21 protein-coding genes and 1 tRNA gene are annotated in these 26,708 nt (G+C 70.5%); 11 read left to right on the forward strand and 11 right to left on the reverse strand.

What is annotated here, in order from left to right; translation table 11 throughout:
* The 4 genes from ACIBHX_RS18485 to ACIBHX_RS18500 are packed head-to-tail and all read left to right on the forward strand — an operon-like array spanning nt 1 to nt 3,462.
* Complete coding sequence (locus ACIBHX_RS18485) at nt 1-1,017, forward strand: ABC transporter permease (protein ID WP_397068304.1); 1,017 nt, start codon at nt 1-3, stop codon at nt 1,015-1,017.
* The gene (locus ACIBHX_RS18490; RefSeq protein ID WP_397068305.1) at nt 1,014-1,856 is read left to right on the forward strand and encodes an ABC transporter permease; all 843 of its coding nucleotides are present in this window, start codon (nt 1,014-1,016) and stop codon (nt 1,854-1,856) included. The genes ACIBHX_RS18485 and ACIBHX_RS18490 overlap by 4 nt, the downstream gene beginning before the upstream one ends.
* Nucleotides 1,853-2,590, forward strand: coding sequence for an ATP-binding cassette domain-containing protein (locus ACIBHX_RS18495; protein WP_397068306.1), 738 nt, complete (start codon nt 1,853-1,855; stop codon nt 2,588-2,590). The genes ACIBHX_RS18490 and ACIBHX_RS18495 overlap by 4 nt, the downstream gene beginning before the upstream one ends.
* Entirely contained in the window at nt 2,587-3,462 is an 876-nt protein-coding gene (locus ACIBHX_RS18500) for an ABC transporter ATP-binding protein (protein WP_397068307.1), read from the forward strand. The genes ACIBHX_RS18495 and ACIBHX_RS18500 overlap by 4 nt, the downstream gene beginning before the upstream one ends.
* Here the strand turns inward: ACIBHX_RS18500 and ACIBHX_RS18505 are convergent.
* On the reverse strand, nt 3,455-3,919 hold the full coding sequence (locus ACIBHX_RS18505; protein WP_397068308.1) for a MarR family winged helix-turn-helix transcriptional regulator: 465 nt from the start codon (nt 3,917-3,919) through the stop codon (nt 3,455-3,457). The two genes, ACIBHX_RS18500 and ACIBHX_RS18505, sit on opposite strands and share 8 nt — an antisense overlap.
* A gap of 70 nt (nt 3,920-3,989) precedes the next feature.
* Between ACIBHX_RS18505 and ACIBHX_RS18510 the strand changes: the two genes are divergently transcribed.
* On the forward strand, nt 3,990-5,354 hold the full coding sequence (locus ACIBHX_RS18510) for an MFS transporter (RefSeq protein WP_397068309.1): 1,365 nt from the start codon (nt 3,990-3,992) through the stop codon (nt 5,352-5,354).
* Here the strand turns inward: ACIBHX_RS18510 and ACIBHX_RS18515 are convergent.
* The gene (locus ACIBHX_RS18515) at nt 5,332-5,700 is read right to left on the reverse strand and encodes a DUF742 domain-containing protein (RefSeq protein WP_397068310.1); all 369 of its coding nucleotides are present in this window, start codon (nt 5,698-5,700) and stop codon (nt 5,332-5,334) included. The two genes, ACIBHX_RS18510 and ACIBHX_RS18515, sit on opposite strands and share 23 nt — an antisense overlap.
* Nucleotides 5,693-7,546, reverse strand: coding sequence for a nitrate- and nitrite sensing domain-containing protein (locus ACIBHX_RS18520; RefSeq protein WP_397068339.1), 1,854 nt, complete (start codon nt 7,544-7,546; stop codon nt 5,693-5,695). The genes ACIBHX_RS18515 and ACIBHX_RS18520 overlap by 8 nt, the downstream gene beginning before the upstream one ends.
* Nucleotides 7,547-7,756: 210 nt before the next feature.
* On the opposite strand from ACIBHX_RS18520, the gene ACIBHX_RS18525 reads away from it, so the two are divergent.
* Nucleotides 7,757-9,328, forward strand: coding sequence for an ABC transporter substrate-binding protein (locus ACIBHX_RS18525; RefSeq protein ID WP_397068311.1), 1,572 nt, complete (start codon nt 7,757-7,759; stop codon nt 9,326-9,328).
* Here ACIBHX_RS18525 and ACIBHX_RS18530 read toward each other — a convergent pair.
* Nucleotides 9,304-9,471, reverse strand: coding sequence for a hypothetical protein (locus ACIBHX_RS18530; RefSeq protein WP_397068312.1), 168 nt, complete (start codon nt 9,469-9,471; stop codon nt 9,304-9,306). The genes ACIBHX_RS18525 and ACIBHX_RS18530 overlap by 25 nt on opposite strands.
* Before the next feature lie 20 nt (nt 9,472-9,491).
* Between ACIBHX_RS18530 and ACIBHX_RS18535 the strand changes: the two genes are divergently transcribed.
* Nucleotides 9,492-10,118, forward strand: a complete 627-nt coding sequence (locus tag ACIBHX_RS18535) for a hypothetical protein (RefSeq protein ID WP_397068340.1) — start codon at nt 9,492-9,494, stop codon at nt 10,116-10,118.
* On the opposite strand, the gene ACIBHX_RS18540 is transcribed toward ACIBHX_RS18535, so the two are convergent.
* Nucleotides 10,070-11,182, reverse strand: coding sequence for an MFS transporter (locus ACIBHX_RS18540; protein ID WP_397068313.1), 1,113 nt, complete (start codon nt 11,180-11,182; stop codon nt 10,070-10,072). The genes ACIBHX_RS18535 and ACIBHX_RS18540 overlap by 49 nt on opposite strands.
* Before the next feature lie 73 nt (nt 11,183-11,255).
* On the opposite strand from ACIBHX_RS18540, the gene ACIBHX_RS18545 reads away from it, so the two are divergent.
* Nucleotides 11,256-13,751, forward strand: a complete 2,496-nt coding sequence (locus ACIBHX_RS18545) for an ATP-binding protein (RefSeq protein ID WP_397068314.1) — start codon at nt 11,256-11,258, stop codon at nt 13,749-13,751.
* On the opposite strand, the gene ACIBHX_RS18550 is transcribed toward ACIBHX_RS18545, so the two are convergent.
* Nucleotides 13,748-15,037 (reverse strand): NAD(P)/FAD-dependent oxidoreductase, encoded by a 1,290-nt coding sequence (locus ACIBHX_RS18550; RefSeq protein ID WP_397068315.1) that lies wholly within the window; start codon nt 15,035-15,037, stop codon nt 13,748-13,750. The two genes, ACIBHX_RS18545 and ACIBHX_RS18550, sit on opposite strands and share 4 nt — an antisense overlap.
* A gap of 253 nt (nt 15,038-15,290) precedes the next feature.
* Between ACIBHX_RS18550 and ACIBHX_RS18555 the strand changes: the two genes are divergently transcribed.
* Nucleotides 15,291-16,160, forward strand: a complete 870-nt coding sequence (locus tag ACIBHX_RS18555) for a DNA-3-methyladenine glycosylase family protein (protein WP_397068316.1) — start codon at nt 15,291-15,293, stop codon at nt 16,158-16,160.
* Nucleotides 16,161-16,286: 126 nt separating this feature from the next.
* Nucleotides 16,287-17,813 (forward strand): hypothetical protein, encoded by a 1,527-nt coding sequence (locus tag ACIBHX_RS18560; RefSeq protein ID WP_397068317.1) that lies wholly within the window; start codon nt 16,287-16,289, stop codon nt 17,811-17,813.
* A 3-nt stretch (nt 17,814-17,816) separates the two neighbouring features.
* Here the strand turns inward: ACIBHX_RS18560 and ACIBHX_RS18565 are convergent, their stop codons facing one another.
* The 3 genes from ACIBHX_RS18565 to ACIBHX_RS18575 all read right to left on the reverse strand — a co-directional run bounded on the left by ACIBHX_RS18565 (nt 17,817) and on the right by ACIBHX_RS18575 (nt 21,513).
* Entirely contained in the window at nt 17,817-19,439 is a 1,623-nt protein-coding gene (locus tag ACIBHX_RS18565) for a long-chain fatty acid--CoA ligase (protein WP_397068318.1), read from the reverse strand.
* 237 nt (nt 19,440-19,676) lie between these two features.
* Nucleotides 19,677-20,591: a cobalamin biosynthesis protein gene (locus tag ACIBHX_RS18570; protein ID WP_397068319.1), complete on the reverse strand. Its 915-nt coding sequence runs from the start codon at nt 20,589-20,591 to the stop codon at nt 19,677-19,679.
* 139 nt (nt 20,592-20,730) lie between these two features.
* The gene (locus ACIBHX_RS18575) at nt 20,731-21,513 is read right to left on the reverse strand and encodes a phosphotransferase (protein ID WP_397068320.1); all 783 of its coding nucleotides are present in this window, start codon (nt 21,511-21,513) and stop codon (nt 20,731-20,733) included.
* Between the two features lie 231 nt (nt 21,514-21,744).
* On the opposite strand from ACIBHX_RS18575, the gene ACIBHX_RS18580 reads away from it, so the two are divergent.
* Nucleotides 21,745-21,818 (forward strand) — tRNA-Arg (locus tag ACIBHX_RS18580).
* Between the two features lie 208 nt (nt 21,819-22,026).
* Here ACIBHX_RS18580 and xerC read toward each other — a convergent pair.
* Together xerC and ACIBHX_RS18590 are read right to left on the reverse strand one after the other, a co-directional pair.
* On the reverse strand, nt 22,027-23,592 hold the full coding sequence (xerC, locus tag ACIBHX_RS18585; protein WP_397068321.1) for a tyrosine recombinase XerC: 1,566 nt from the start codon (nt 23,590-23,592) through the stop codon (nt 22,027-22,029).
* Nucleotides 23,593-25,869: 2,277 nt separating this feature from the next.
* Nucleotides 25,870-26,708: transposase (locus tag ACIBHX_RS18590; RefSeq protein WP_397068322.1), on the reverse strand; the 839-nt coding region annotated here is incomplete at its 5' end.

The following is a 26,708-nucleotide window of genomic DNA, read 5'->3' on the forward strand; positions in this document are numbered from 1 at the left end:
ATGCTGCGTCACCTGACCCGCCGGCTGCTCCAGGCGCTCCTGGTGGTGGCCGGCGTGGTGGTGCTCACCTTCGTCATCATGCGGCTGGTGCCCGGCGATCCCGCGGTGGCCTTCGCCGGGCCGAAGGCCTCGCCGGAGCAGCTGGCCGCGGCGCGCGAGCGGTTCGGGCTGGACGAGCCGATCCCCGTCCAGCTGTGGAACTACGTGCGCGACCTGGCCGGCGGCGACTGGGGGACCAGCCTGCACACCCGCCAGCCCGTGCTGGACGACCTCTACCTGGCCTTCCCCGCCTCGCTGGAGCTGGTCGGCTCGGCGCTGGTGATCGCGGTCGTGCTGGGCATCCCGGCCGGGGTGCTGGCCGCCCGATTCCGGACGCGCCTGCCGGACTTCGGGGTGCGGATGACGTCGATGCTGGCGGTGTCCGTGCCGGTGTTCTGGCTGGCGCTGACGCTGCAGACGGTCTTCGCCAGCAACCTGCGCTGGTTCCCGGTGGCGGGTGAGTACGACTCGTCGCTGGACACCTCGAGCCCGCTCACGCTGTGGACCAACATCACGGTCGTCGACGCGCTCATCACCGGCAACTGGCCGATCTTCACCAGCACGCTGCAGCACCTGGTGCTGCCCGCGCTGGTCGTGGCCGCCTACCCGGCGGGTGTGGTCGCGCAGATGACCAGGGCGGCGCTGATCGAGGAGTCCGGGCAGGACCATGCGCGGCTGGAGCGGGCACTGGGGTTCGGCGAGACGTCCATCCTGACCCGCTTCGCGCTGCGGCCCGCGCTGAACCCGGTGCTGTCGCTGATCGCGCTCGTCTTCGCCTACGCCATCGTCAACGGGTTCCTGGTCGAGGCGGTGTTCAACTGGCCGGGGCTCGGGCGATACGCCGCCGAGTCGATCCGGTCGCTGGACACCCCGGCCATCGCGGGCGTGACGCTGCTGGTCGCGCTGGTGTACGTGCTGGCCAACCTGGTGGTCGACCTGCTGCAAGGGGTGGTCGATCCGAGAGCGAGGGCCCGGTGACCGTACAGCTTCGCCGTACCCTGCCGAGGATCCCCGACAGGTTCGCCGCGGTCGGCGCGGTGCTGATCGTGCTGGTGGTACTGGCGGCGGTGTTCGCGCCGCTGATCGCGCCCTACCCGGTCGACGAGGTGAAGCCGGTCGACAGCCTCCTCGCCCCGGGCGGCGCGCACTGGTTCGGCACCGACCAGGTCGGCCGCGACGTCTTCACCCGGGTGCTGTACGGCGGGCGGACCTCGCTGTTCATCGCCGTGGCCGTGCTGGTGACGGCCTCCCTGGTGGGCGTGACGCTGGGCATGGTGGCCGGGTACGTGGGCGGCTGGGTGCGCGATGTGATCATGCGGGTGACGGACGTGTTCCTGGCCTTCCCCGCGCTGCTGCTGTCGCTGGCGCTGGCCGTGGTGCTGGAGCCGAGCGTGACCACGATCATCCTGGCCATCGCGGTGACCTGGTGGCCCTGGTACGCCCGGCTCGGGGCGTCGATGGCGGCCTCGATCTCCACGCGTAGCTACGTCGACGCCGCGCGCTGCCTGGGCGTGCCCGCCCCCAAGATCATCCTGCGGCACGTGCTGCCGAACTCGCTCACGCCGGTGCTGGTGCAGGTCTCGCTGGACGCGGGCGGCGTGATCCTCACCGCGGCCGCCCTGTCCTACCTGGGGCTGGGCGCGCAGGAGCCGACGGCCGAGTGGGGGCTGATGGTGGAGCAGGGCCAGTCGTTGTTCACCACGGACTGGTGGGTGGTGGCCTTCCCCGGCCTGGCCATCCTGGTGACGGCCTTCGCCTTCAACGTGCTGGGCGAGGGGCTGCGCAACGCCCTCGACCCCCGAAGGGCGGTCAAGTGATCTCGGTGCGGGACCTCAGGGTCTCCTACGGCGGGCGTACGGTGGCCCGCGTCCCGGCCCTCGAGGTGGGCGCGGGGGAGTGCGTGGCGATCGTGGGGGAGAGCGGCTCGGGGAAGTCGACGACGCTGCTGTCGCTGCTCGGCCTGACCGAAGGCGCGGAGGTTTCCGGAAATATCCGGGTTTGCGGGGTCGACGTGCTGACGGCGCCCGCGAAACGGCTCAGGGAGCTGCGCGGCGCCCGGGTGGCCCTGGTGATGCAGTCGCCCCAGGCCGCGCTCAGCCCGACGACCCGCCTGGGCACACTGATGAGGCGGGCGTTGAAGCTGCACGGCGTGGCATCGGACGACCGGGTCATGGGCGAGGCCGTCGAGGCGGTCCTGCTCGATCCGGCGATCCTGCGGCGCTACCCGCACGAGGTCTCCGGCGGCCAGGCGCAGCGTTTCGCGATCGCGCTGGCCATCGCGCTCGGCGCGGAGGTGATCCTGGCCGACGAACCCACCAGCGCGCTGGACGTGACCGTGCAGGCCGAGGTGGTGGGCGTGCTGCGCCGCCTGCGCGAGGAGCGGGACCTGGCGCTGCTGCTGGTCTCGCACGACCTGGCGCTGGTGTCCACGATCGCCGACCGGGTGCTGGTCATGAAGGACGGCGAGGTCGTCGAGACGGGTCCCGCCTCCGAGGTGCTGGCCGACCCCGCCCATCCCTACACCCGCGAGCTGCTGGAGGCCCTGCCGTGACGAGCCTGCGAGCCGAGCGGGTCACCATCGGGTACGGCAGGACGCCGGTCGTCCACGATGTCACCCTGGACATCGTCGAGGGCGGTGTGGGGCTGATCGGGGAGAGCGGCTCGGGCAAGACCACGCTCGCCCGGGCGTTCCTCGGCCTCCTCCGCCCCATGTCCGGAAATATCTGGTACGGCGAGCAAGACCTGAAAAATGTGGACATGCGGGCCTTTCGGAGGGACGTCCAGCCCGTGTTCCAGGCGGAATCCCTGGACCCGCGCATGCGCGTCTCCGCCTCGATCGGCGAGGGACTGGCGCTCAACCCGGCCGGCGGAAGCGTGGCCGAGCTGCTCACCCAGGTCGGCCTGGACCCCGAGCTCGCCTCCAGGAAGCCGCACCAGCTGTCGGGCGGCCAGCGCCAGCGCGTGGTCATCGCCAGGGCCCTGGCGGTCGACCCGAGCCTGCTCATCCTCGACGAGCCCACCAGCGCGCTCGACGTCACCGTGCAGGCCAGGATTCTCGACCTGCTGGCAGGTCTCGACACGGGACGGCTGCTCATCACGCACAACCTGGCCGTGGTGGACCGCCTGTGCCGCACCTCGCACGTGATGTTCGCGGGGCGGGTCGTCGAGTCGGGCCTCACCAAGCAGATCCTGGAGACCCCCGCCCACCCCTACACCCGGGCGCTGCGCGACGCGGTGCCCAGGTTGGGCGGGCAGCCTCCGGCGGCCTCGGGAAAGACCGAGGCTAGACCGGCCGCGACGGGGTGCGCGTTCCGGCTCAGGTGCGTGCTGGCCGTACCGGAGTGCGAGCGGGCGCCCGAGCCGAGAGAGCTCGACGGCCGGCGGGTGGCCTGCCACCGCGCGGAGGACGTGCTGGTCAGTTGACCTGGCGCCGCTGGATGTGCTCGGTCACGTCGGTGTAGAGCTTGGTCAGCAGCCGGAGCAGCTCGTCGCGGTCGGACTCGGGCCAGTCCGCCATGGCCGTGCCGAACCAGCCGGTGGTGAACTCCACGCACTGCCGGGCGAGCCTGTCGCCCTCGGAGGTGAGGGCGATCTGCCACGCGCGCCCGTCGTCGGGGTCGCGCACACGCTCCAGCAGTCCCCGGCCCTCGAGGGCCGCCACGTGCCTGGTCACGTGCGGGCCGGCGACCTGCAGGCCCTCGGCGATCGCGCCGACCCTGCGGGGCTCGCCGGCGTCGAGGAGGTAGACCAGCACCTGCACGTCGGGCTGGTCGAGCGGCATGCCCGCCGCCCTGCCGAGCCCGCCTGCCATTTTTTCGCGCCTGAGAGTGGCGATGAGCTGGCGGAATACCGCCACCGTGCTCGTGAGCCGCCCGTCCATCTATTTGCTTACCTAACCTAGGTATGTAATATCTCGCCTGTTACTTACCTAAGTTACCTAAGGAGTCGTCATGGCGAGAAGTCCTTGGCCGGGGGTGGTGGCACTGTCCTTGGCCGCCTCGATCGCGGCCTTGCAGAACACGGCCGTCGTTCCGCTGCTGCCCGTCCTCCAGAAGGATCTCGACATCTCGCTGCCCGCCGCCACGTGGACGTTGACGATCAGCCTGCTCGTCAGCGCCGTGGCCGCCCCGCTGATGTCCCGCTTCGGCGACATGTACGGCAGGCAGCGCATGATCGTGACCGCGCTCGTCCTGCTCGTGGCCGGGTCCGTGGTGGCCGCCTGGGCGCCCTCGTACGCGTGGCTGATGGCGGGCAGGGTCTTGCAGGGGTTCGTGGCGGCGCTGTTCCCGCTGGCCGTGGGGCTGGTCAGGGACGTGCTGCCGCGCAACCAGCTGGCGACAGGTGTCGGGGTGCTGAGCGCCACGATGGGCTTCGGCAGCGGGTTCGGCATGATCCTGGCCGGAGTGGTGGGCGACTGGCACGGCGTGTTCTGGGTGACGGCCGCGATCACCGTGGTGGCCGGCGCCTTCGTGCTGATCTTCGTCCATGACGGCCGAGCGCCCGCGCAGGGGCGCCCCGACCTGGCAGGGGCGGCGCTCCTGACCGGGTGGCTGGTGCTGCTGCTCCTGGGCATCAGCCAGGGCAGGGTCTGGGGCTGGACGTCCGCCGCGACGATCGGGGCCTTCGCCGGCGCCGTGCTGCTGGCGGTGGCGTGGGTGCTGGTGGAGCGGCGGACGGCCGAGCCGCTGGTGCAGCTGTCGATGCTGACCGACAGGCGCTCGGTCGGCGCGACCCTGGCCTCGGCCCTGATCGGCTTCTCCTTCTTCCTCTGCATGACGGCGATCTCCAACTACGCCCAGGCCGACATGGGCGCCTCCACCCTGCAGGTGGGCGTCTACCTGCTGCCGACCACGCTGTTCATGCTGGTGCTCTCGCTGTTCATCGGGCGGGTGGTGGCCAGGTACTCGGCCTCGTTCGTGGTGGCGGCCGGCTCGGTGGTGGTGGCGCTCGGCGCGCTGTGGCTGGCGCTGGAGCACGTCCGCCCTGCCGACATCTACATCGGCTCGTCGCTGCTGGGACTCGGGCTCGGGCTGGGCTACTCGGCGCTGGGCACGATGGCGGTCGAGCACGTGGCCGCCGACAGGACCGCGGCCGCGGCCGGGATCAACGCGCTGGTGCGGATCGTGGGCGGCAGTGCGGCCGGCACGGCCCTGGCGGCCATCGTCTCGGCCGTGCCGGGAGAGGGCGGCTACGTGTGGGTGTTCGCCGTTGCGGCCCTGGGGTCGCTGCTGAGCGCCCTGGCGGCGGGCCTGTCCGGGATGCTGAACAGGCGGGCCGCCGGCAGGGAGCCCGTCACAGTGCCTTCAGGCCGCTGATCACCTCGAGCAGCACGCTGGCGTCCGGCGCGGGCGGCGGCAGCTCCACCTGGACCAGCTTCTGCGCGTGCAGGTCGCCGACCAGCACGCGCACCACGCCGATGGGCAGGTTGAGCTCCGCCGCCACGTCGACGAGCCGGGTCGGCTTCGTGCACTTCTGCAGGATGATCAGGTGCTCGGGCCCGAGCCCGACGGGCGGTGCCAGCCCGCCCGCGGTGATGATCACCGCGATCAGGTCGATGGCCTCGCTGGCGGGGATGGTCCGGCCACGGGTCAGCAGGTACGCGGGGACGATGGGGCCCGCGTCCTCGTCGAGCCAGCGTTCGTTCTTGTACTCGTCACTCACCGGGCACCACCCGCACATGACGAGCACCGGGGTCCTTGGCGTGCCCGTCCGACTCCCTCGGCGGGTCGCTCACGTGTTCTGCCGGGATCAGCACGATGGCGGTGGTCCCTCCATATGGTGAACCGCGCAACGTCACGCGGATGTCGTGCCTGGCGGCAAGGCGGGAGACGACGAAGAGGCCGAGCCTGTCGCTGTCGGCCAGGTCGAACTCCGGCGGGCTGACCAGCCGCGCGTTGAAGTCGGCCAGCTCCTCTTTGGTCATCCCGAGTCCGCGGTCCTCGACCTCGATGGCGAAGCCGCGGGCCGCCACCTCGCCGCGCACCGAGACAGGCGTGTGCGGCGGAGAGTAGACGGTGGCGTTCTCGATGAGCTCGGCGATCAGGTGGATCACGTCGCCGACGACCGGCCCCGCCAGGCGCTGCCCGGGCATCGGCTCGACAGTGACCCGCTGGTAGTCCTCGACCTCGGCGGCGGCTCCGCGCGCCACGTCGAGCAGGGGGACCGGCTTGCTCCAGCCGCGGCCGGGGGTGGCCCCGGACAGGATGATCAGGCCCTCCGCGTGCCTGCGCATCCGGGTGGTCAGGTGGTCAAGGCGGAACAGGTCGTCCAGGGCGTGCGGGTCGGTCGTGCGGTGCTGCATGCCCTCCAGCTGGATCCGCTGGCGGTGCAGCAGCGTCTGGCTGCGCCTGGCCAGGTTGCGGAAGACGTGGCCGACACCGTCACGCAGCTGTGCCTGCCCGACGGCGGCCTCGACGGCCGTCTGCTGGACGGTGGAGAAGGCCTGGCCCACGTCGTCGATCTCGGCGGTGGTGGTCGGCACCGACAGCTCGGGCACCTCCACCTTCTCGCCCTGGCGCAGCTTGGCCACGACCTGCGGCAGCCGCTCCTGGGCCACCTCGAGCGCGGCCTGCCGTAGCGCGCCCAGCTCCTTCGACAGGCGCGTGCCCATCCGCAGCGAGAACGCGATCGACACGATGACCAGCAGGAAGCAGGCGCCGGCCAGCAGGAACGCCCGGTTCAGCACCGAGTCGGCGACCGGTTCGGCCCGCACCGACAGCAGCGAGCTGGCCTGCATCTGCGCCGAGTCGAAGGAGTTGACCATCGTGGCGGAGGCGCGCAGCCAGGAGCGCGGCGTGCCGCCGGCGATGATCTGGTCCTCCATCACGCGCATCCGCTGATAGGCGGGGGAGGTGATCAACGCCACCTGCGTGTCACGCAGGTTCGGGTCCAGCTCGCTCAGCGCCTGGTCGATCAGGAAGCGCCGGTTGCCGACCATCTGGGTGAAGTAGTTGCGCTCGGCCTCGGTCGTGGGTCCGGCCGCGACGGCCTGCTCCCTGGTCAGCAGCTCCTTGGCGTAGCCGGTGTCGATCACCACGCGCGACTGCTCGTAGATCGGGATGTCGTCGATGAAGGCGACCCGCCGGTGCAGGCCGAACAGCGCGTCGGTGATCCGGTTGTAGGAGTCGACCATCTGCATCCGGTTGGAGACGGCGGCGTCGACCTCGCCCCTGATCACGTCGAGCCTGTTCAGCTGCGTGAGCGTCGTGTCCACCTGCCCGCGGATGTCTTCGGAGATGTCCCTGGTCAGGCCGGACTTCTGGCGGAACTCCTCGACCGCGGCGTCCGTGCGGGTGCGCTGCTCGATCGTGGCCGCCTTGACGCCCTGGGCGCCGGTCCGCAGCAGGCGGGCCGAGTCGAGCCGCTCGCGCTGGAGCTCGTTGATCACCTTGTAGGCGGGAAGACGGAGGTTCGTCCAGAGCGTCTTGTACTGGCGCAGCTGGAGGCTCTCCGAGGCGGTGACCGCGGTGATGATCCCCCACAGGACGACCATGGAGGCCAAAGGCACCAGCAACAGTCCGATGATCTTCAATCGGATTGTTCGGCTGCGGGCCATGGCACCTCATTCCGGTCGGTCCCCTGCTGGCAACCCCGGACGGGACAGGGAATGAGAATAGCAAGTCGATCTCCGAATTTCCCTATTTTTCGGGACTTTTGGGCTCACAGTTACGATCTTGGAGTAGGTTTCGCCATACATCCGGTTACAGAGGGAGATGCGTTGCGCCGTCGTCTCGCCGCGGTCGCCGCGCTCCTGCTGCTCGTCGCCGCCTGCGCGACGGCACCCCCCACCTCAGGGGTACGGCAGGCCCCTGCGGGCGAGTCCACCTTCGTCTACGTCGAGAACCTCGACGTCATCACGGACTGGGATCCCGGCAGCTCGTTCTCCAACGAGATCATCGCCATGCAGAACGTCTACGAGACGCTGACGGTCTGGAACCCGGTGACCAAGCGGGCCGCCCCCCGCCTGGCCACGTCCTGGCACTCCTCGGCCGACGGTAAGACGTGGACGTTCACGCTGCGTTCCGGCGTGACCTTCCACACGGGCAGGCCCGTCGACGCCACCGCGGTGAAGGCGGCGATCGAGCGGACCATGAAGCTCAGGCAGGGCGCCTACTACATCTGGGACGCGGTCTCCGGCATCCGCGTCGACGACCCGCTCACCGTGAGCTTCACGCTGAAGTACCCGGTCCCCCTGGACGTGGCGGCCTCTTCCTCCTACGCCGGCTATGTCTACGACACCCATGCCGCCCCCGACCTGAAGAAGTGGTTCGCCCAGGGCAGGGACGCCGGGTCAGGGCCCTACACCGTCGCGAGCTGGCGGAAGGGCAAGGAGGACGAGCTCACGCTGAAGGCCTTCGACGACTACTGGGGCGGCTGGGACCAGCCGCACTACCAGACCGTCAAGTACCGCGTCGTCCCCGACCCCGACCGGGCCTGGCGCCTGCTGCTGCGCGGCGAAGCCAGCTTCGTGCACCGGCTCAATCCGCGCCTGTACGCCAGGGCCGCGGCCACGCCGGGCGTGCGCACCTCGCAGCGCGCGTCGTTCCAGACCATGATGATGCTCTTCAACACCGCCTCCGGCCCGATGCGGGACCTGCGGGTCCGGCGAGCCGTCCAGAAGGCCGTCGACTACGAGGGCCTGATCAAGGCGCTGCACGGCGCCGCGTCTCCGGCCAGCGGCATCGTGCCGGAAGGATTGCCGGGATACGTGCCCGAACGGGCGCTGAAGCAGGACCTGGCGGGCGCGACGGAGCTGCTGCGGCGGGCGGGTTACGGCCCTGGCGGCAAACCGCTGCGGCTCACGCTCACCTACGCGGAGGGCGACACCGACGAGCGCCTGCTCGCCACCCGGCTGGAGATGGCGCTCAAGCCGCTCAACGTCACCCTCGACTACCGGGCGATGCCCTGGAACGCGCAGTGGGAGCTGGGCAAGAAGCGCGGCCAGGACATCTTCGTCATGTACTGGTGGCCCGACTACGCCGATGGCTTCTCCTGGTTCGTCAACGTCTTCCGCAGCGCGAACCCGGTGGTGTTCAACCTGACGTATCTCAGGGATTCCGGCACCGACGGCCTCATCGACTCGCTGCCCGGTCTCGCCGTGACCGACAAGGAGGCGGAGCAGCGCGCCTTCGCACGGCTGACCACGCGGCTGCTGGACGAGCGTTCGGTCGCCGCGCTGCCGTGGGTCGTCAACTACCAGCGCGCCTACCTGGGCGGCATCCAGGGCTACGACGACAACCCGGCCTACCCGGACGTGGTGTTCGTCTACGAACTGCGGCCCTCGGGCTGAGGCTCGACGCGGCCGCGCAGCCGTACCCGGATCTCGTCGGGGGTGTAGGCGCGCCGCCGGCGCTCGGCCCGTGCGATGGCCACTCCCGTAGCGGCGACCCCTGCCACTCCGGCGAGCCCGAGAATCTTCCACCAGCGTCGCATCTGCTTAGGCTAGCGGTGTGCTGACTCTCGATGAGGCGGTCGAGCTGACCAGAACGGGCGACCTTTGGGTGTTCCGCGGGCGGTCCGTTCCCGACCGGGCGATCCAGACGATGACCAACAGTCCCGTCAACCACGTGGGCATGGCCGTCGTGGTCGAGGACATGCCGCCCATGATGTGGCACGCCGAGCTCGGCAAGTCGCTGCTCGACCTGTGGTCGGGCACCCACCACCGGGGCGTGCAGCTGCACGACCTGCGCGACGCCGTGACCGTCTGGGCCGACCGCTACGGCCAGCGGGCCTGGCTGCGCCAGCTGGAGCCCACCGCCACCACGGAGATGGAGGACGCCGCGCTCAGGACCGTGGCCAGGCTGGACGGCACGCCGTTCCCGTCGACCGCGCGGCTGGCGGCGCGCTGGGCCAGAGGCAGGGTGCCGCAGCTGCGCAGGAGGTTGCGCGACCGCACGCTGGAGAGCGCCTACTGCGCCGAGGTGGTGGCCGTGACCTACGAGGCGATGGGCCTGCTGCCCGCCGGCCGCCGCCCGAACTGGTACGACCCGGGCAGGTTCTGGAGCGGCGACGAGCTGGACCTGCTGGAGGGCTACAAGCTGGGCGACGAGATCACCGTGGGGGTCGAGCTGACCCGGTGAACCAGGGGCAGCGCGGCCACCATGACGAGCGCGACCAGGACGAACCCCAGCCCGTACCCGGTCGCCCCCACCAGGAAGCCGAACCCGACCGCTCCCACGCCCATCCCCGCGTCGTAGGCCAGGTTCCACAGCGCGCTCACCCGGCCGACCGCGCCGCGCTCGAACATCACCGCGAGCGTGGCGTTCTGCAGCAGCCCGAACCCGATGCCGAACAGCACCATCCCGGCGATCACGCCGCCCGGCCACACCTGCAGGGCCATCCCGGCGGCACCGAGTGCCAACCCTGGCAGCAGCAGCCTGGCAGAACCGTGCCTGTCGCCGAACCGCCCCGCCCACCAACGGGCCGCGGGCGTGCAGATCGACTGGACCAGCAGCGCCACGGAGGCCAGCGACGGCGACACGGCCAGCGGCAGGAACGTCACCAGCACGCCGGTGGCCACGGTGACCGAGGCGAAGATCAGTATGGGCCGCGCCAGCCCTGACACGTGCTCGGACGACGACGAGGCCTGGGGACGCGCCTTCAGCGCGGGCAGCATGGGCACCGCCACCAGCCCGGCCAGCGGCACCAGCGCCGCCACCAGGAACACCGGGGTGAACCCGAGCGCCCCGGCCGCCCACAGCCCCAGCGGCAGGCCCATCACCGACGGGATCCCGACCGCCACGCCGTACACGCCCAGGCCCTCGCCGCGCCGTTCGGCGGGGACCAGCTCCGCGGTGAGGGCGGTGCCGGTGACGACCAGGATGCCGAGCCCGCCGCCGCGCAGCAGGCTCACCGCGAGCACCACCGGCAGCGCCGACGACAGCGGCAGCACCAGCGCGGGCACGCCCAGCAGCACCAGCCCGAGCGCCAGCGCGGCGCGGTAGCCGTAACGCGCCAGCAGCCACGGCACGGCCAGTTCGAGCAGTACGGTCGACAGCATCATCGCGCCGGTGGCGAGCCCGGCGCCGAACCCACCCGCGCCGCCCGCGGCGGCATAGAGCGGGACCGTGGAGAACAGCAGGTAGAAGCCGAGCATCCCGCTGACCGTGGCGGCCATCATGAGCGTCATCGAGCGGTTCATCATGCCCATCACGCTCCCAAGCGGACGACTCAGGCACATCGGGCATCATGCTTAGCCGCCTCTTCATAATGAGTACGTGTTCGTCGGACGAGAGGCCGAGCTGGCCGCCCTGGCCGAGCTGGCCGACGCGAGCCTGCGCGCGCCCGCCGCGGTGCTGCTGGTCGGCGAGGCGGGAATCGGCAAGTCGAGCCTGGTCGGCGAGTTCGCCTCCCGCACGGACGCGCTGGTCGCCGAGGGCGGCGCCGACCCGGGCGCGACGGCCTACGCGGCGTTCGTGCCCGTGCTGCGCCGCCTGGTCAGGGAGTACGGCGCGCGGCTCGTGCCCGGCGGCGGCAGCAGGGGCCTGGCACGGCTCCTGCCCGAGCTGGGCGAGGTCGAGGAGAGCAGCGACCTGGGCAGGGCCCGGCTGTTCGAGGAGGTGCTGCTGCTCGTCGAGGGCGCGGCGGAGCGGCGGCCGGTGGTGCTCGTGCTGGAGGACCTGCACTGGGCCGACCAGGCCAGCCGGGACCTGCTGGCGTTCCTGCTGCGCAACCTGATGCGGCCAGGCGTGCTGGTCGTGCTCACCTCCCGCGAGCCGCTGCGGCTGCCCGGAGTCGAGGTGCTGCGGGTGCCGCCGCTGGGACGCGCGGAGGTGGCGCGGCTGCTCGGCCGTTCCGACGTGGACCAGATCCTGGCCCGCAGCGAGGGCAACCCGCTGTTCGTGGAGGCGCTGGCCGACGCGGGCACGGCCACCCCCGCCTCGCTGCGCGAGCTGCTGCTGGCCGGGGCCGAACGGCTCGGCGAGGCCGGCCTGGGCGTGCTGCGGGTCGCCGCGGTGGCGGGCCGGCGCATCCCGCACGAGGTGCTGCTGCGGGCGTCCGGCCTGGAGGAGCTGGCGCTGGACGAGGCGCTGCGGCCGATCGTGAAGGCGCGGCTGCTGCTGGTCGACGGCGACGGGTACGCCTTCCGCCACACGCTCATCCGCGAGGCCGTCTACGAGGACCTGCTGCCGGGGGAGCGGCGGCGCCTGCACGCCCGCTGCGCAGAGACTCAGCCCGAACTGGCCGCCGATCACTGGTACGCCGCGGGGGAGCGGGCCAAGGCGTTCCAGGCCGCTTGGGAGGCCCGCCGCTGGGACCGCGTCCTGGAGCTGTGGGAACACTCCAGCGGCCAGGATCACGCCCAGGTCCTCGAACTGGCCGCCCGCGACGCGCTGCACGCGGGCGAGGCCAGCCGCGCCGAGGAACTGGCCGGCGCCGCGCTCGCCGAGGTGAGCGACCCGCTGCGCGCCGCCCACCTGCTCGAGCTGCGCGTGGCCATCCGCGACCTGCTCGGCGAGGAGGGACTGGACGACCTGCGCGAGGCCGTACGGCTGGCGCCGCGCGAGGCCCGCCTGATCGGTTCCCTGGCCAACACGCTGACCTGGATCGGCCAGTACGGCGAGGCCCGCCAGCTGGCCGAGGAGGCGCTGGCGCTGGGCGACACCAGGTCGCTGACCCCGCTGGCCGCGCTGACCGCGCTGGAGGGCGACCTGGCAACCGCGGCCACGCTGTACGCCAGGGCCAGGGCCGAGGCGCCCGACGACGACGCCGTGCTGGTGGCCTACGCCAGCGAGGCCGACGTGCTGGAGGCGGCGGGCGAGCACGCCAGGGCCGAGGCGACCGCCCGCACCGGCATCGCCCACGCCGGGCGGGTGGGCCTGGCCCGCTCCCGCGGCGCGCACCTGGCCGCCAACCTGTCCGAGCCGCTGGCCTCGCAGGGCCGCTGGCAGGAGGCGCGCGAGGTCATCGGCGCCGCGCTGACCCTGGACCCGCCGCCGATCATCCGCGCCTGGCTGCTGCTGGTCCTGGGCACGGTCGCCGTCGGGGAGGGCGCGCTGGAGGAGGCCGCCGGGATCGTCCGGCAGGCCAGGCCGCTCATGCGCGGCAGGTCACGCGGCTACGACTCCTGCCTGGAGCCCGACCTGCTGGAATGCCGCCTGGCCGAGGCCGCGGGCGACGGCGAGCGGCTGGCCGGGCTGGTCGGCCACGTCATGTCCGCCCACGACCTGACGCTCAGCTGCCGCTACTCCTGGCCGCTGCTGGCCCTGGCCGCCCGAGCCGGACTCGTGTCCGCCGCGCCCGGCGGTGTCCCCACGATCGGGCGGGTGCAGGAGGCCTACCGGGCCACGTTCGAGGCCGAGACCGGCGGCTCATGGGCGGACGCGGCGGCCGCGTGGCGGGTCGTCGGCCAGCCGTACGCGCTGGGACAGGCCCTGGTCCGGCACGCCGAGCAGCAGCCCGCGCGGGCCCGCGAGCTGCTCAGCGAGGCCGCCGCGTTGGCCGGCCAGATCGGGTCGGAGCCGCTGCGCGCGGCCGTGACCGCCGCCGCGGGCGCCACCAGGACCAGCCTGACCGGCGAGCCCGCGCTGTCGGCGCGCGAGCTGGAGGTGCTGTCGCTGGTGGCCGAGGGGCTCAGCAACAAGCAGATCGCCGAGCGGCTGTTCATCTCGGCCAGGACCTCGGGCGTGCACGTGTCCAACATCCTGGCCAAGCTGGGCGTGAGCTCCCGCGTCGAGGCGGCCGCGCTGGCCCGCCGTACCCGGCTGATCTAGGTTCGCTCAAGCTCGGCCAGGGTGCCGCTGGAGTCCTGCAGGAAGTCGAGCCTGATCAGGTCGTCGCCGGTGAGCGCGTTGATCAGCCAGTCGCCCGACACCCTGGCCTTGGCGCGGCCGGACGGCGCGCTCAGCAGGTGGTAGCCGCGCGTCACCAGCTGCGCGATCGGACCCGACAGCTTCACGCCGAGCGGGTCGGCCGTGGCCTGCAGGCCGCCGAGGTCGACCACGAAGCCCAGATCCTGGTGCCGGTACTCGCTCAGCGCCGTGCCGCGCAGCGTCGCGACCGCGTTCCTGGCCGCCGTCTCGGCCTGCCGCGTCGCGTGCTGCGCCGTCGCCCCGCACACCGCCCCCTGCTCGCGCGTCAGATCCGGTACGGCTGCCGCGTCACCCAGCGCGAACACCCCCGGATGCCCGGCCACCTGCAGGTCGGTGCCCACGACCAGGCGGCTCTTGGCCGTCTCGGTGCCCAGGCTGGACACCACCGGCCGCGGCGTCACCCCGGCCGCCCAGATGACGGTGCTGGTCGGCAGCGTGGTGCCGTCGGTCAGCTCGGCCGAGTCGGCGGAGATCTTGTCGACCGTCACGCCGAGCCGCACGTCCACGCCGCGCTTGCGCAGGATGCGCTCGGTGGCCTCGCCCAGATGGTCGCCCAGCTCGGGCAGCAGCTTGGCGGCGACGTCGACCAGGGTCCAGCGCAGCAGCCCGCGCAGCTCGGGGAAGCGCCGCATGGCCTTGCTGGTCAGCAGTTGCAGGCAGGCCGCGGTCTCCGAGCCCGTGTAGCCGCCACCGACCACCAGGAAACTGCAGCGGGAGGCCCGCTCCTGCTTGTCGTCGGTGGAGGCGGCCAGCTCGAGCTGCAGCATCACCCTGTCACGCAGGTACACCGCCTCCGACAGGGTCTTCAGCCCGTGCGCGTGCTCGGCCAGGCCCGGGATGTCGAAGGTGCGGGTCATGCTGCCGGGGCACAGCACCAGCACGTCGAAGGGGACCTTGACGTGGTCGCCGCAGAGCTTGGTCACCTCGACTTCGCGGGCGTCCAGATCGACGCTCCGGGCGGCGCCTGGCAGCAGCTTGGTGCGGTGCAGCTTGCGGTGCAGCGGGGCCACGATCGAGCGCGGCTGCACCACGCCGGCCGCCACCTGGGGCAGCAGCGGCGTGTAGAGGGAGTAGTCCATCGGCGTGATGAGGACGATCTCCGCCTCGGCCGGCCTGAGGGCCCGTTCCAGGTGCCGGGCGCAGCCGTATCCGGCGAACCCGCTCCCCACGATCGCGATTCGTGCCATTTGTGAGGCCTTCCCCTGCCCAGCCGTCGCAATCGTGGATGTCCGATCGGTGCTAGACCCACGGTTTCGCCGCCCGGAAGAACGCTGCGCGGCAGGGCCTTCAGCGTGCTGCGGACCTTCCTGCAGGCCACCCGCCCCTGGGCGCGGCGCTGGCGGCGCCAATGCTGGCGACGGGCGATCTGGCCGCCGTGGCGGTCGTCATGACCGCCCTGGCCGCGCTCCCCGCGCTGCTGCTGGTCCTACGATGGCGCGCATGAGCGGATTCACGCTGACCGCCGAGGGGCCGTTCGACTTCGGGGCCGCGCTGCGCTTCGTCGAGGACTGGCCGGCCACCGGCGCGCTGTCCCACTCCGACGGGCGGGCGCTGCGCTTCGCGTACTGCGCCGAGACGGACTGGCGGCCGATCGGCGTCACCGTGACGGGCGCGCCAGGCGGTGTGGCGGTCACCACGACGCGCCCCGCGGGACCGGGGATCAGGGGCGAGGTGGCGCGCATCCTCTCCCTGGACGTGGACGGAGCGGGCTTCGCCAAGCTCGGCGAGGCGGACCCGGTCCTCGGAGACCTGCAGCGCCACAGCCTCGGGCTGCGGCCGGTGTGCTTCTGGAGCCCGTGGGAGGCGGCCTGCTGGGCGGTCATCGTGCAGCGCTCCTCGATGCTCATCGCCTCCCGCATCAAGCAGCGCATCGCCTCCCGCTTCGGTGCCGCGGTCACCGTGGACGGGCATTCCTTCGCCGCCTTCCCCGCGCCCATCGCGCTCGCGGACGCCGACGGCTTCGGCCTGCCCGCGCAGAAGGAGGAGTGGATCCGCGCCCTGGCCCGCGCCGCCCTGGACGGCACCCTCACCGCCGAGCACCTGCGCTCCCTCGACTCCGCCGACGCCCTCGCCGAACTGCGCGCCCTGCCCGGCGTGGGCCCCTTCTCGGCCGGCCTCATCCTCATCCGCGGCGCCGGCGCCCCCGACGCCTTCCCCGGCGACGAGCCGCGCCTGTTCGCCATCCTCCGCGAGCAGTACGGCCTGCCGCCCGACTCGCCCGCCGCGACCTACCGCCGGCTGGCGGACTCGTGGCGCCCCTACCGCTCCTGGGCGTCCTTCCTCTTCCGCGCCACCACCTACTCGAAGTGACCCCCCGAGCCTTTGCGGAGGACCGTTTCCTCGACCCTGCCTCGCCCGGAAGTCGTGCGATCTTGACCGGGTTCGGTGGCGCGTCTTTCATCGGTGGGGCGTGGCGGACGACGAAGGGAAACGGTCATGGGGCGGGGACTCACCACTGAGGAAGGCATCGAGCTCGCGGTGGTGCGGAGCAAGGTCACGGAGATCGTCGCCGCGGGCGACCTGCAGGCGCTGACCGCCACGGGCATCCTGAACGGCTGGGGTGCTGACCCGCTGGACTACAAGGACTTCCACCAGCGGTTCATGCGGCTGTCCGCGAGGCTGGACGAGCTGACGGCAGCCAAGATGATCGTGGTGGACGACACGCTCCCCGCGACGATGGGCGCGAACGCCGCCACCGGGACCGACGACTCAGGCAAGCTCTACGCGCGGATCGACGTGCGCGCGGAGTTCGTCAGCGCCGCCAACCCCGTCTCGCGGACCGTCCGGGCCATCGACCTGATGCACGAGGTGGCACACACGCTCCTGGAGAAAGACGCCTTCCCCGTCAGGGACTACACCTACCGGCACACCTGGGCGCAGGGCTGCCTGGCCCGCGCGGTCGGGACCGAGAACGCCGACACCTACGCCGAGGCCGCCGCACGGCTCGCCGAGACGATCGAGGGGAAGCCGCCGGGGTACTACAGGGAGATCGGGCGGCTGCAAGCCCAGCGCGAGGCGCTCCGCTCGATGCCCGGCATCACCGTCGGACCGGCGATGGCCTGGGCCGACATCGTGATCAACAGGGCGTGGCTGCGCGCCGAGGACTACCGGGACTTCGGCAGGCGGGTCGACGGAACGGTCGCCTGGTCCAACCTGGTCAAGGAGTGGGAGAGTCATCCGTCCGCCCAGTCGAGACTCTTCGACATCGAGACCTCCCTCCAGGAGAGCAAGGTCATCGGCGAGAGGGCCGGGGCGCTCAAGGTCACGCTGAGCGACGACGACCGGGTGACGACCGATGCCCTCGCCGCGTTGTTCTCCGGCATCAAGGACGCGCTGAAGCGGCTGCAGCCGATACTCCTCCCGGCCGGTGCGGATCTGGTGTACGACGCCGGCGCCGACGAACTCCGGATCCCGTACGGTCTCGCCGCGACGCCTCCGCTGGACCTCGGCAACCGCATCGCGCGGACGATGGTCGCCGCGTCCGCCGTCCCAGCCAAGCTGGCCTCATCCAGGGGCACCCTGGTGGACCTGTTCACGACCCATGACCGGCCGCAGGAGCGTGGCCAGGTGTTGGGGATCGCCGGTCAGCTCAAGGAGATGCCCGCCGTGGCGCCGACCGCCGCCGACTGGAGCAGGGCCCAGGTCGGCCTCGACCTGGCCACCCTCGACGGCCTCGCCGCGCTGTGGAGGAAGTTCGCGCTGGTCGCCGCGGAACCGGCAGGTCTGTCCACACAGAAGGTGGAGGAGTACCGCATCGGCCTGCCGAGGGGCGTCGCCGTGGCCCTGAAGGCGCTGCACCGCCTGTCCGGCCAGGAGACCCCGGCCGACGCCAAGCGCCGGGCCGGCGCCGTCAGGGCCATGGTGGACGCGCTGGTCCCGATCTCCGCCCGCTCGGTCACGCAGCAACCGGGGTTGTCCACCCACTACGGCGCCCTCGCAGCCGGCCTGGCTCCCTACACCTAGGCGCTACAGGCGGGTCACGGGGAGCTGGTCAGTGGCGTAGCGCCGGCGGAGCACCTTCTTGTCGAACTTGCCGACCGAGGTCTTCGGCACCGCGTCGATCCTGGTCCAGCGCTCGGGCAGCTGCCAGCGGGGGATCCGCTCGGCGAGGAAGCGGTGCAGCTCCTCGAAGGTGACCTGCGCGCCTTCCGCCACGACGACCGCCGCCAGAGGGCGTTCGCCCCACTTGTCGTCCGGCACCGCGACGACGGCCGCCTCCGCGATGGCCGGGTGGTCCATGAGGAGGTTCTCCAGGGCCATCGACGAGATCCACTCGCCGCCCGACTTGATGACGTCCTTGGCGCGGTCCGTGAGCGTCAGGTACCCGTCGGGGGTGATCGTGCCGATGTCGCCGGTGCGCAGCCAGCCGTCGGGGCTGAAGCGGTCCGCGGGCCGCAGCGGCTCCGCCGACGTCCCGCCGTAGTAGGCCGCGGCGATCCACGGCCCGCGCACCTCCAACTCGCCGACGCTGCGGCCGTCCCACCTCAGGATCTCGCCGTCCGGCCCCACCAGACGGGCCTGCACGCCCACCCGTAACCTGCCCTGCGTGACGCGGTAGTCGTACTCCTCCTCAGCGGGCAGCCCTGGCGGCGGCTCGGCGACCGTGCCGAGGGGCGACATTTCCGTCATGCCCCAGGCGTGGTTGACGCGCACGCCAAGCGCGTCGAAGGCGCGGATGAGCGCAGGCGGGCAGGCCGAGCCGCCGATCACGAGCGAACGCAGGCTCGACAGGTCGCCAGGCCCGGCCGTGAGCAGCCCCTGCCACACGGTCGGCACCCCGGCCGCGTGCGTCGGCCGCACGGTGGCGATCATCTCCGCGAGCGGCCCCGGCTGCGCGAACCGGTCGGGCAGCAGCAGGTTCACCCCCGCCAGGAACGACGAGTGCGGCACCCCCCAGGCGTTCACGTGGAACATCGGCACGACCGGCAGCGTCGTGTCCTCAGGCCCGGAGCCCAGCACCCTGGCCATGTTGACCTGCATCGCGTGCAGATAGACCGACCGATGGCTGTAGACGACGCCCTTGGGTTCCCCGGTGGTCCCCGAGGTGTAGCACATCGCCGCCGCGGTCCGCTCGTCCAGCTCCGGCCAGTCGAAATCGTCCGGACGTCCCGCGATCAGGTCCTCGTAGGCATGTACGGCCGGCCGTACCGAACCCAACTCCCCGCCACCGACCACCACCACGTGCTCCACCCCCGGCACGGCGGGAAGCAGGGGCTCCAGCACGGACAGCAGGGAAGCGTCGACGACGATCACCCGGTCGTCGGCGTGGTTGACGATGTAGGCGAGCTGGTCGGCGGGCAGCCGCAGGTTGAGCGTGTGCAGCACCGCACCCATGGACGGCACGGCCAGGTAGGCCTCCAGGTGCTCGGCGTTGTTCCACATCAGCGTGGCCACCCGCTCGTCGCCGCGGACGCCCAGCTCGCGCAGCCCGTGCGCGAGCCGCGTGGCCCGCGCGCCCACCTCGGCGAACGTTCGCTCGCGCGGCCCTGACTCGGTCCAGGTGATCACCCGGGAGGCGGCGTGGATCACCGAGCCGTGCCGCAGGATCTGCGACACGTTGAGCGGGACGTCCTGCATCGTGCTCAACACGACGCGATGATCCGTCCGCTGGGACCCGATGTCCAGATGCGGGGCGGGTCCCGCTCTGATGCTTTCCGTGCGTCGTTGCGGCGGGCGACCGTCATCCGGTCAGCGAGCGTCTCCCTGGAGGCCGCTGCCGAAGTGCGGCGGGCGGCGGTGGGGCGGCTCGCCGTACAGGAAGATCATTCGTCGGCGAGACGCCAGCACCGCCAGTGTGGCGGTGGGGTGGCTCGGCGGACAGGAAGATCATCGTTGGCGGGACGCCAGCACGGCCAGGGCGGCGGCGGCCAGCGTGACGGTCCGCGTCAGCCGTACCGCTCGCCTGATGTCGCGCACGCGCGGGGCCGGACCGTCGCCCATCGTCGGGCGATGCTCGGTCCTGCCGCCGTAGACGTTCGTGCCGCCCAGCGTGACACCCAGCGCGCCCGCGAACGCGGCCTCGCACCTGCCCGCGTTGGGGCTGGGATGCTTGTGCCCGTCTCTGAGCAGTACGGCGAGCGCGCCCGCCCGGTCAGGCCCGGCGGCCGCGGCGAGCAGCCCCGTGATGCGGGCGGGGATATAGTTGGCCGCGTCGTCCAGGCGGGCCGCCGCCCACCCGAAGCACTCGTAGCGCGGCGACCTGTGGCCCACCATCGCGTCCAGCGTGTTGATCGCCCGGTAGGCCAGCAGCCCCGGTACGCCCGCCACCGCGCCCCAGAACAGCGGCGCGACCGCGGCGTCCGAGGCGTTCTCCGCCAGGGACTCCACCGTCGCCCTGGCCATGCCTGCCTCGTCCAGGTGCTTGGGGTCGCGGCCGCACAGGTGCGGGATCCGCTCGCGGGCGCGCTCCGCGTCCCCTTCCTCCAGGGCGTCGGCCAGATAGGCGCCCTCCTTGGCCAGAGTGGTGCCGCCGAGGACGGCCCAGGTGGCGGCGGCGGTCGCCAGGGTTCTGACCGCCTGGCTCTTCGATCGTTCCACCAGCAGGCCCAGCGCTCCGGCGGCGCCTACACAGAGGGCGACGTGCAGGACGCCGCTCGCCCGGGAATCACGGTAGATCCTGCGCTCCAGAGCCGCCGCGGCCCTGCCGAACAGGGCCACCGGGTGCGCGGTACGCGGGTCGCCGATCACCGCGTCGACCGCCACGCCAAGCGCGATCCCGGCCGCCCGAGCATTGTCCGGCACTGGTGACCTCCAGCTCGTTCCCCTTCGCTGAAGGGACTCGTCAGAGAGCGATCCCCGGAGGGTTGATCTCGCGAAAAAGAGTGATCCCCGAAGGACCGATCTCCGGCCAGTGCGTGATCCCCGAAGGGGCGACTTGCGGTCAGACCAAATACGCATGGAGGACGTCTTCGTGGTCGTCGAGCCAGGCGGCCGCCCGGCGGATGCGCTGGCCTGCGCCGCTCGCCCACATACGGGCCCAGCTGCCGTCGATGGCGGCGCGGCGACGCATCAGCGTGTACGACCGGTCGAAGCGGAGACGGGCCAGGGGAACCAGGCGGCGACGGTCACGGGCCGGCACGCCGTACGCGTCGCAGAACAGCCGCAGACGCGCGCCGACATCGACCGAGCGCTGCAGCGGCGGCCGGTCGATCGGGTCGGCGATCGGGGCCCAGTGGCGCAGCGTGGTGACGATGTCGAACAGCCTGGTCGTCGGCCTGGCCAGATCGAAGTCGACCAGCGCCACCGGCGTTTCCCCTCGAAATATCGCGTTATTCGGGGTTAAGTCACAATGACCGATGACCTCAGCCGGTGCGTCATCATTCGACCCGCCCGCCCAGCCCTCGAGATCCAGCGGGAAGCCCGCGGTGGCGTCGTGATACTCACGCAGCAACCCCGCCAACCCCGCCAGGGCCGCATCCCCCGAGCTGGCCACCGTCAACCCGGACGTGCCAGGCACATAGGTGATGATCTCCCGCCCCAGCTCATCGAACCCCGCAACGCGCGGCGCGCCCCGGAATCCTACGGACTCCAGATGGCGTAGCAACGCGTGCACGGCGGGCGTCGACGGTTTGACCGGCCTGCGCACGGTGTCACCGACACGCACCACCCCGTCCGTCACGTCCCCGCCCTGCAGGGGAATCTCGTGCAGGAGCGTGGCGACCATGCAACGAGAGCTTAGACCCATCCCCAGGGAGATCGCTTACGGTTTGTCCCCCGCCCCTGGAAGCACGGCCCGCCGTACATCCCGCACCACCCACCACTCCCAAGCGCTGAGCAACCAAGCAGCTCCCCGCCCCCCAAACCCACCCTTCTGGCCTGGTCGAGTACCCTCACGACCTGACACGTCGAAAACGTGTGCATGACACGCCGCCGGATCATGCACAATAAGGCGGGAGCGCCCTTAGCTCAGCTGGATAGAGCATCGGACTTCTAATCCGACGGTCGCAGGTTCGAATCCTGCAGGGCGCGCTTTGATCATGTTCTGACCTGCGGTTATGCGGGATCGGATGCGTTCTAGAACTTTCGTCTAGCGCTTGCTTGCTCCGTACGTGCTCGCGCGCACCAACCCCGCACACACCATGATCCATTCACCGTGTCCGGCTGCTGCGGGAAGAGCAGCGGCCCCGCCTCGCCCGGAAGAGGCGGCGAGTGCGGAGCCGGATGCATAATCCGACGGTCAGTTTCTCAGTGAGAGGAGTTTCCCGGGTGCGGCCTGGTCTTCCTCGCCGAACAGCAAGGCTGCGGTCTTTTCGGCCGCGGCCGTTGCTACCTGTGGGTAGACGGAGGTGTAGGTGTCGGCGGTGAAGGCGCTGGAGGTGTGGCCTAGCGTTTCCTGCACCACCTTCATCTCCACTCCGGCCGCCAGCATCAGCGAGGCCGCGCCATGGCGGAGGTCATGCAGTCGGACGGGCGGTAGCCCGGCCAGGTAGGCCAGCCAGAGGAATTGGTCGGAGACGTGTTGGGGATGCAGGCGGCTGCCGTCGGGCTGGGTGAAGACGAACCCGTTGTCGGTCCACGCCTCGCCCATTGCCAGCCGTTCCTGGAGCTGCTGCTGCCGGTGGGCGCGCAGCACCTGGACGGTATCGCTGTCCAGCGCGATGGTGCGCACCGAGGCGTCAGTTTTCGGCGTTCCCTCGTGGACCTGCCAGGCCAGTTGCACGAGTTGCCAGTTCACCGTCAGGGCCTGGCCATCCAGGTCGACCTCCTTCCAGCGCAGCCCGCACGCCTCCCCGCGGCGCAGGCCGCGCAGCGCGATCAACTGGTAGAGGGCGGACAGACGATGCCGCCGTGCCTCTTCGAGAAACAGGCGAGTGTGTGCTGGCGTCCACACCATGACGGGGGAGGGGCGCGGCGCGCTGGTGTAGGCGTTGATGGGATCGACCCGCCGCCCGCCCCGGCGTTGCTTTTCCGCCTGCCGGTAGGCGCGGAAGTCTTCTTGCCAGGCGCGGACCCTGTCGTCGGTCCACACCAGCGGTCTGGGCCGGTTTTTGGCGGGCATCTCCAGGACGGCGGCGGGGTTGAAGTCGATGAGCCGGTCTTGCCGCATGGCCATGTTCAGGGCGTGTCGGAGGGTGGCGCGGATGCTGTGCATGGTGGCGATGCTGATCGGCCGCCGGTATTTGACGCTCGCCCGCACCTGCGGGTCGGAGTCGGTGCGGTGTTCGGTGATGGTGTCGTTGAACTCTTCGATTTGCTCGAACATGAGCGCGATGTCGCTGACCTTGAGCTGATCCAGCCGCAACTGTCCCAGATAGGGGGTGAGGTAGAGGCGGATATGGCCTTCGTAGGAGCGGCGGGTGGTCTCCTCGATCTTCCGCTTGCGGTTGAGGAACTCGACCAGCCACTGCTCGACGGTGATCTCCTGGGTCAGATGCTGCCCGGTCTTGATCTTTCGGCGGATGGTCTCCGCGTCCGGCAGTGTGTCGGTCTCGGCCAGCGTGCGTTTGATCAGGTCGGCGATTTGGGTGCGGGTGGCGGGCTCGCGCGGGTCTGCCAGTGCGAGCAGGTCGCGCACGTGGCCGAGTTCGTCCTTGGCTGCGTCCTGGTTGGCGAAGCCGCCGCGGCGCAGCGGCCCGCGCCGCTTGCCGTCGGGTCCGGGTGGGAGTTCGATCTGGTAGTTCCAGATGCCGTGCCGGTAGCTCCATCCGCCGTCGGAGCGGCGGAGCTTGGGGCATTTCTGCCCGAGTTCCTTGCCGTTGCTGTTGCGGCAGGAACAGCGTTTGAACGTGCGTCCCTCGGCCATCGTGTGTCGTCCTCCTTCTTTGGTGCTGTTGGTAGGGGTGATGCGGTGGTGAACAGGGGCGAAGTGTGTGGCGCTCGGCGCAGGGTTGCTGCGGTGATCGCTGATCACGGGCGCACGGCGGTCCTGTCGCGCGTGCCGCCGTCCGTACGACGCCAAGTGCCCGGGTCGTCGTGTTCCCGTCCGGTGCGGCCGATGTGGTGGGGCGTGATCGGGCGAGCACGCCCGTGGTCGTCACCCGCCACATCGATGGCCGTGCCGGACAGGGCGTATCGACGCCCACCTGGATGGCGACGGTCAAGGCCGAATCCGACGGTCAACGCCGGACAGGGGCACCGGCGCTGTCCGCACGCTCTCGCGGTTATCGGCGAGCATCGCTTGTCGGGAAGGCGCAGCGTAAGGGCGGCTCTCCCGAGCAGATACGCACCGATCTCGGTGTGGGCGAGACGAGAGGGCGAGGTCCAGCACGCAGGCCGGCAACCAGCCCTCGGTCACTGCCGATGCCTCCCATCGGGCAGGAAGCGGGAGCCATCGGCCCTGCTGGACGGTATGGCACCGCGGCCGGCGTTGTGCGGCGGATGATGTGGTTCGGTCTTGTTGCGCTGTGGTGCGATGGCGTCACGCTGGTGCGGCCCAATTCACCCGGGCCACCTGATCCCTGTCACCTCTTTAAATACCTGTGCCCAGGTCCGGATCAGGGCAGCAGGCGAAGCAAAGATTTGGCCCTGGTGACCGGGCAAAGTAGGCGTCTCCGGAGAATGCTCAGTGTCCTAGCGCCGGTAGACCGGCTCGGTCGTGAGGAGGCAACGGTCCCGGTGGCATGCGAGGCACCAACGACGACGCGTTGAAAGCTGGCACCTGCGGATTAAAAGTCGCAGGGTTTTTGTCCCCCACTATCTAAACGTATTCAGTTGTATCTATATGTCCGGCTATTGTCGCGCATGGAATGCCCATGAATGTCAGTCCGTGTTTACGCGTGCCGCTGTCCGAAAAGCGCGCGACGAGCACGGAACGCCGCGTTCCCCGGCAGCCTGCTACCGCATGGCGAGCCCTTGACCATCAAGAATGCCCCAGTTCGCCCCCTGATTGCTGACTAAGAGGCGCTGGGGCCCGGCAGTGCTCGTTTAGTGTGGGCCTTCGGCGGGGTGCAGCACAGATGGGCAGCTAGTCTAAGCCCCAATGTCCTCGCACGTTATGAGCTGACTGTTGTCGAGCGTTTCCGGCTGAAAAGTACCCGCTGATTGAGAGTTAGCGGCATGCCGCGCCGCGCGCCAGACCGCGCAAGTTATCGCTCCATGCCGTCGCTTCTCGGCAGCGCGACACTCGGTGCTGTCACGTGTCATGTCCTCCCACCGCCCTACGCGTCATCCGAGTAACCGGCGAGCAAACATCGCACCGCGTCAGCTGGCCGAACCACTTGCGGGGACCGTGCATACGGGCACTGTTAGCGATCTGCGGGAAGTGAAACGGCGGTGGCGGTTATGGATGACATCCAATTGAGGTCAGGGACCTGAAGTGGGTGGCAGAGCCAAAGAGGGGCTGCCGCGCCTCGGCCGGCGGCGGGATGTAGCTGCTGGGCGTCCGGTGCATGGTTGATGTGTCGGACGTCCGGAGGGCGGCTGGGCCATGACTATTCTGGCGGCCGCAGTGCTGGCGACTCTGTGGAAATTGAGCAGGGAGGGCGCGATAGCCCGATCGATGGCGGTAGCGGTGCTTAGATGATCTTCATCTTCGACCTACGGATTATGAGTCGGTTCGATTGATATCGCTCAGTGTCATCGGGTGTTGCTTTGTATCGCCGTGGCCGGGATTCTCCCCGTCGTCGTGCCGGCCAGCGTCGACGTGTGCCGCGCCGTATCGCGTTCACGCGAGCAATCACCGAGCAACCATGCGCGCTTGACCATCGGCATTCTGTGCTATTCGTCCCTTGCGGGACTGCTGCCTAGGACCATGCTCTCGTGATGAGGCCCGAGTGGTCGACGTAGATCGAACGCGTACGAGCAACCGCCGAGCAGCCTCGGCCGTCGATTTCCGTCCCCGAGCGAGGGCTCCTTGCAGTTGGTCTCGGATGTGATGCGCAGCCTGCTTGACGTGCATGGATGTAGTTTTCGGCAGGCGCAATGTGGTGGTGCAGATGGAAGGTCGGATTGAGCGCCACGAAATACTCGGAGGGGTGATTGACGAGTACCGCCGAGCCGCATAGCTCGGTCGAAGAAACCCCAGCTCAAACCACATGCGTAAGTATTGACGCCCTACAGGACCCTGCTGGTTAACTCATTCTCATGCGGCCAGGGCTGGTTCGAGTCGGGCCAGGTGGCTGGTGCGTTTGCGGTCCAGAGGGTGGCTGTTCCACCAGGCGTTCAGGCGGATCAGGTTGACGGCGATGGCGGAGACGATGTGTTCGAGGTGGACTTTCTTGATGCCTCGGTAGCGGGCGTGGCGCATGCCGGTGACGGTGACGGCTTGGTGGATGGTGGCCTCGATGCCGCACCGGATGGCGTATTGGTCGCGCCAGGCGGGGGTGGTCTGTTCGACGCGGGCCGCGTCGAGGGTTTCCTGGATCGCTCGTGGATGCAGGGTGAGGTGGCGGCCGCTGCGCTGGGCGCTGGTGCATAGGGTCCGCACCGGGCAGGGACGGCAGGTGCTGAGCGGGAAGGCGGCGACGATCATTGGGCTGTTCTTCTGTCGGCAGGGTGTCCAGGAGGTGCTGGTCTGTCCTTGCGGGCAGGTGACCTGCTGGTGGTCCCAGTCGATGGTGAAGGCGGTGCGGTCGTAGCCGTTGCGGGTGCGGGCCTGGACGGAGTTGTCGGTCCGCAGTGGCGTGATCAATGCCATCTGGTGCTGCTCGCGGGCGGCGACGATGAGTTCGGTGGAGGCGTAGCCGGCATCCAGGTAGTGCTCGGCGGGTAGCAGGTCGCGTCGGGCCAGGTGCTGGTGGATGGTCTGGGTCATCGCCGTGTCGGGCACGGTGGCGTCGGTGGTGGCCACGTTCGTGATCAGGTTCGGCGTCGTGCCGGTGCGGTCGCGGATGCCGTCGTCGGTGAGGGCGGCTTGGGCATAGGCGGTGTCGGTGGTGGGGTGGCAGGTTTCGCTGATGTGCACCTTGTAGCCGTTCCACA

The sequence above is a fragment of the Nonomuraea sp. NPDC050536 genome, assembly GCF_044457685.1.
Lineage (GTDB): Bacteria > Actinomycetota > Actinomycetes > Streptosporangiales > Streptosporangiaceae > Nonomuraea.

Coding starts and splice junctions, on each gene's coding strand:
- ACIBHX_RS18560 (WP_397068317.1), top strand. CDS start 16,287: ATGGGGCGGGGACTCACCACTGAGGAAGGCATCGAGCTCGCGGTGGTG.
- ACIBHX_RS18530 (WP_397068312.1), bottom strand. CDS start 9,471: ATGCGACGCTGGTGGAAGATTCTCGGGCTCGCCGGAGTGGCAGGGGTC.
- ACIBHX_RS18510 (WP_397068309.1), top strand. CDS start 3,990: ATGGCGAGAAGTCCTTGGCCGGGGGTGGTGGCACTGTCCTTGGCCGCC.
- xerC (WP_397068321.1), bottom strand. CDS start 23,592: ATGGCCGAGGGACGCACGTTCAAACGCTGTTCCTGCCGCAACAGCAAC.
- ACIBHX_RS18550 (WP_397068315.1), bottom strand. CDS start 15,037: ATGGCACGAATCGCGATCGTGGGGAGCGGGTTCGCCGGATACGGCTGC.
- ACIBHX_RS18540 (WP_397068313.1), bottom strand. CDS start 11,182: ATGATGAACCGCTCGATGACGCTCATGATGGCCGCCACGGTCAGCGGG.
- ACIBHX_RS18575 (WP_397068320.1), bottom strand. CDS start 21,513: ATGGTCGCCACGCTCCTGCACGAGATTCCCCTGCAGGGCGGGGACGTG.
- ACIBHX_RS18485 (WP_397068304.1), top strand. CDS start 1: ATGCTGCGTCACCTGACCCGCCGGCTGCTCCAGGCGCTCCTGGTGGTG.
- ACIBHX_RS18555 (WP_397068316.1), top strand. CDS start 15,291: ATGAGCGGATTCACGCTGACCGCCGAGGGGCCGTTCGACTTCGGGGCC.
- ACIBHX_RS18505 (WP_397068308.1), bottom strand. CDS start 3,919: ATGGACGGGCGGCTCACGAGCACGGTGGCGGTATTCCGCCAGCTCATC.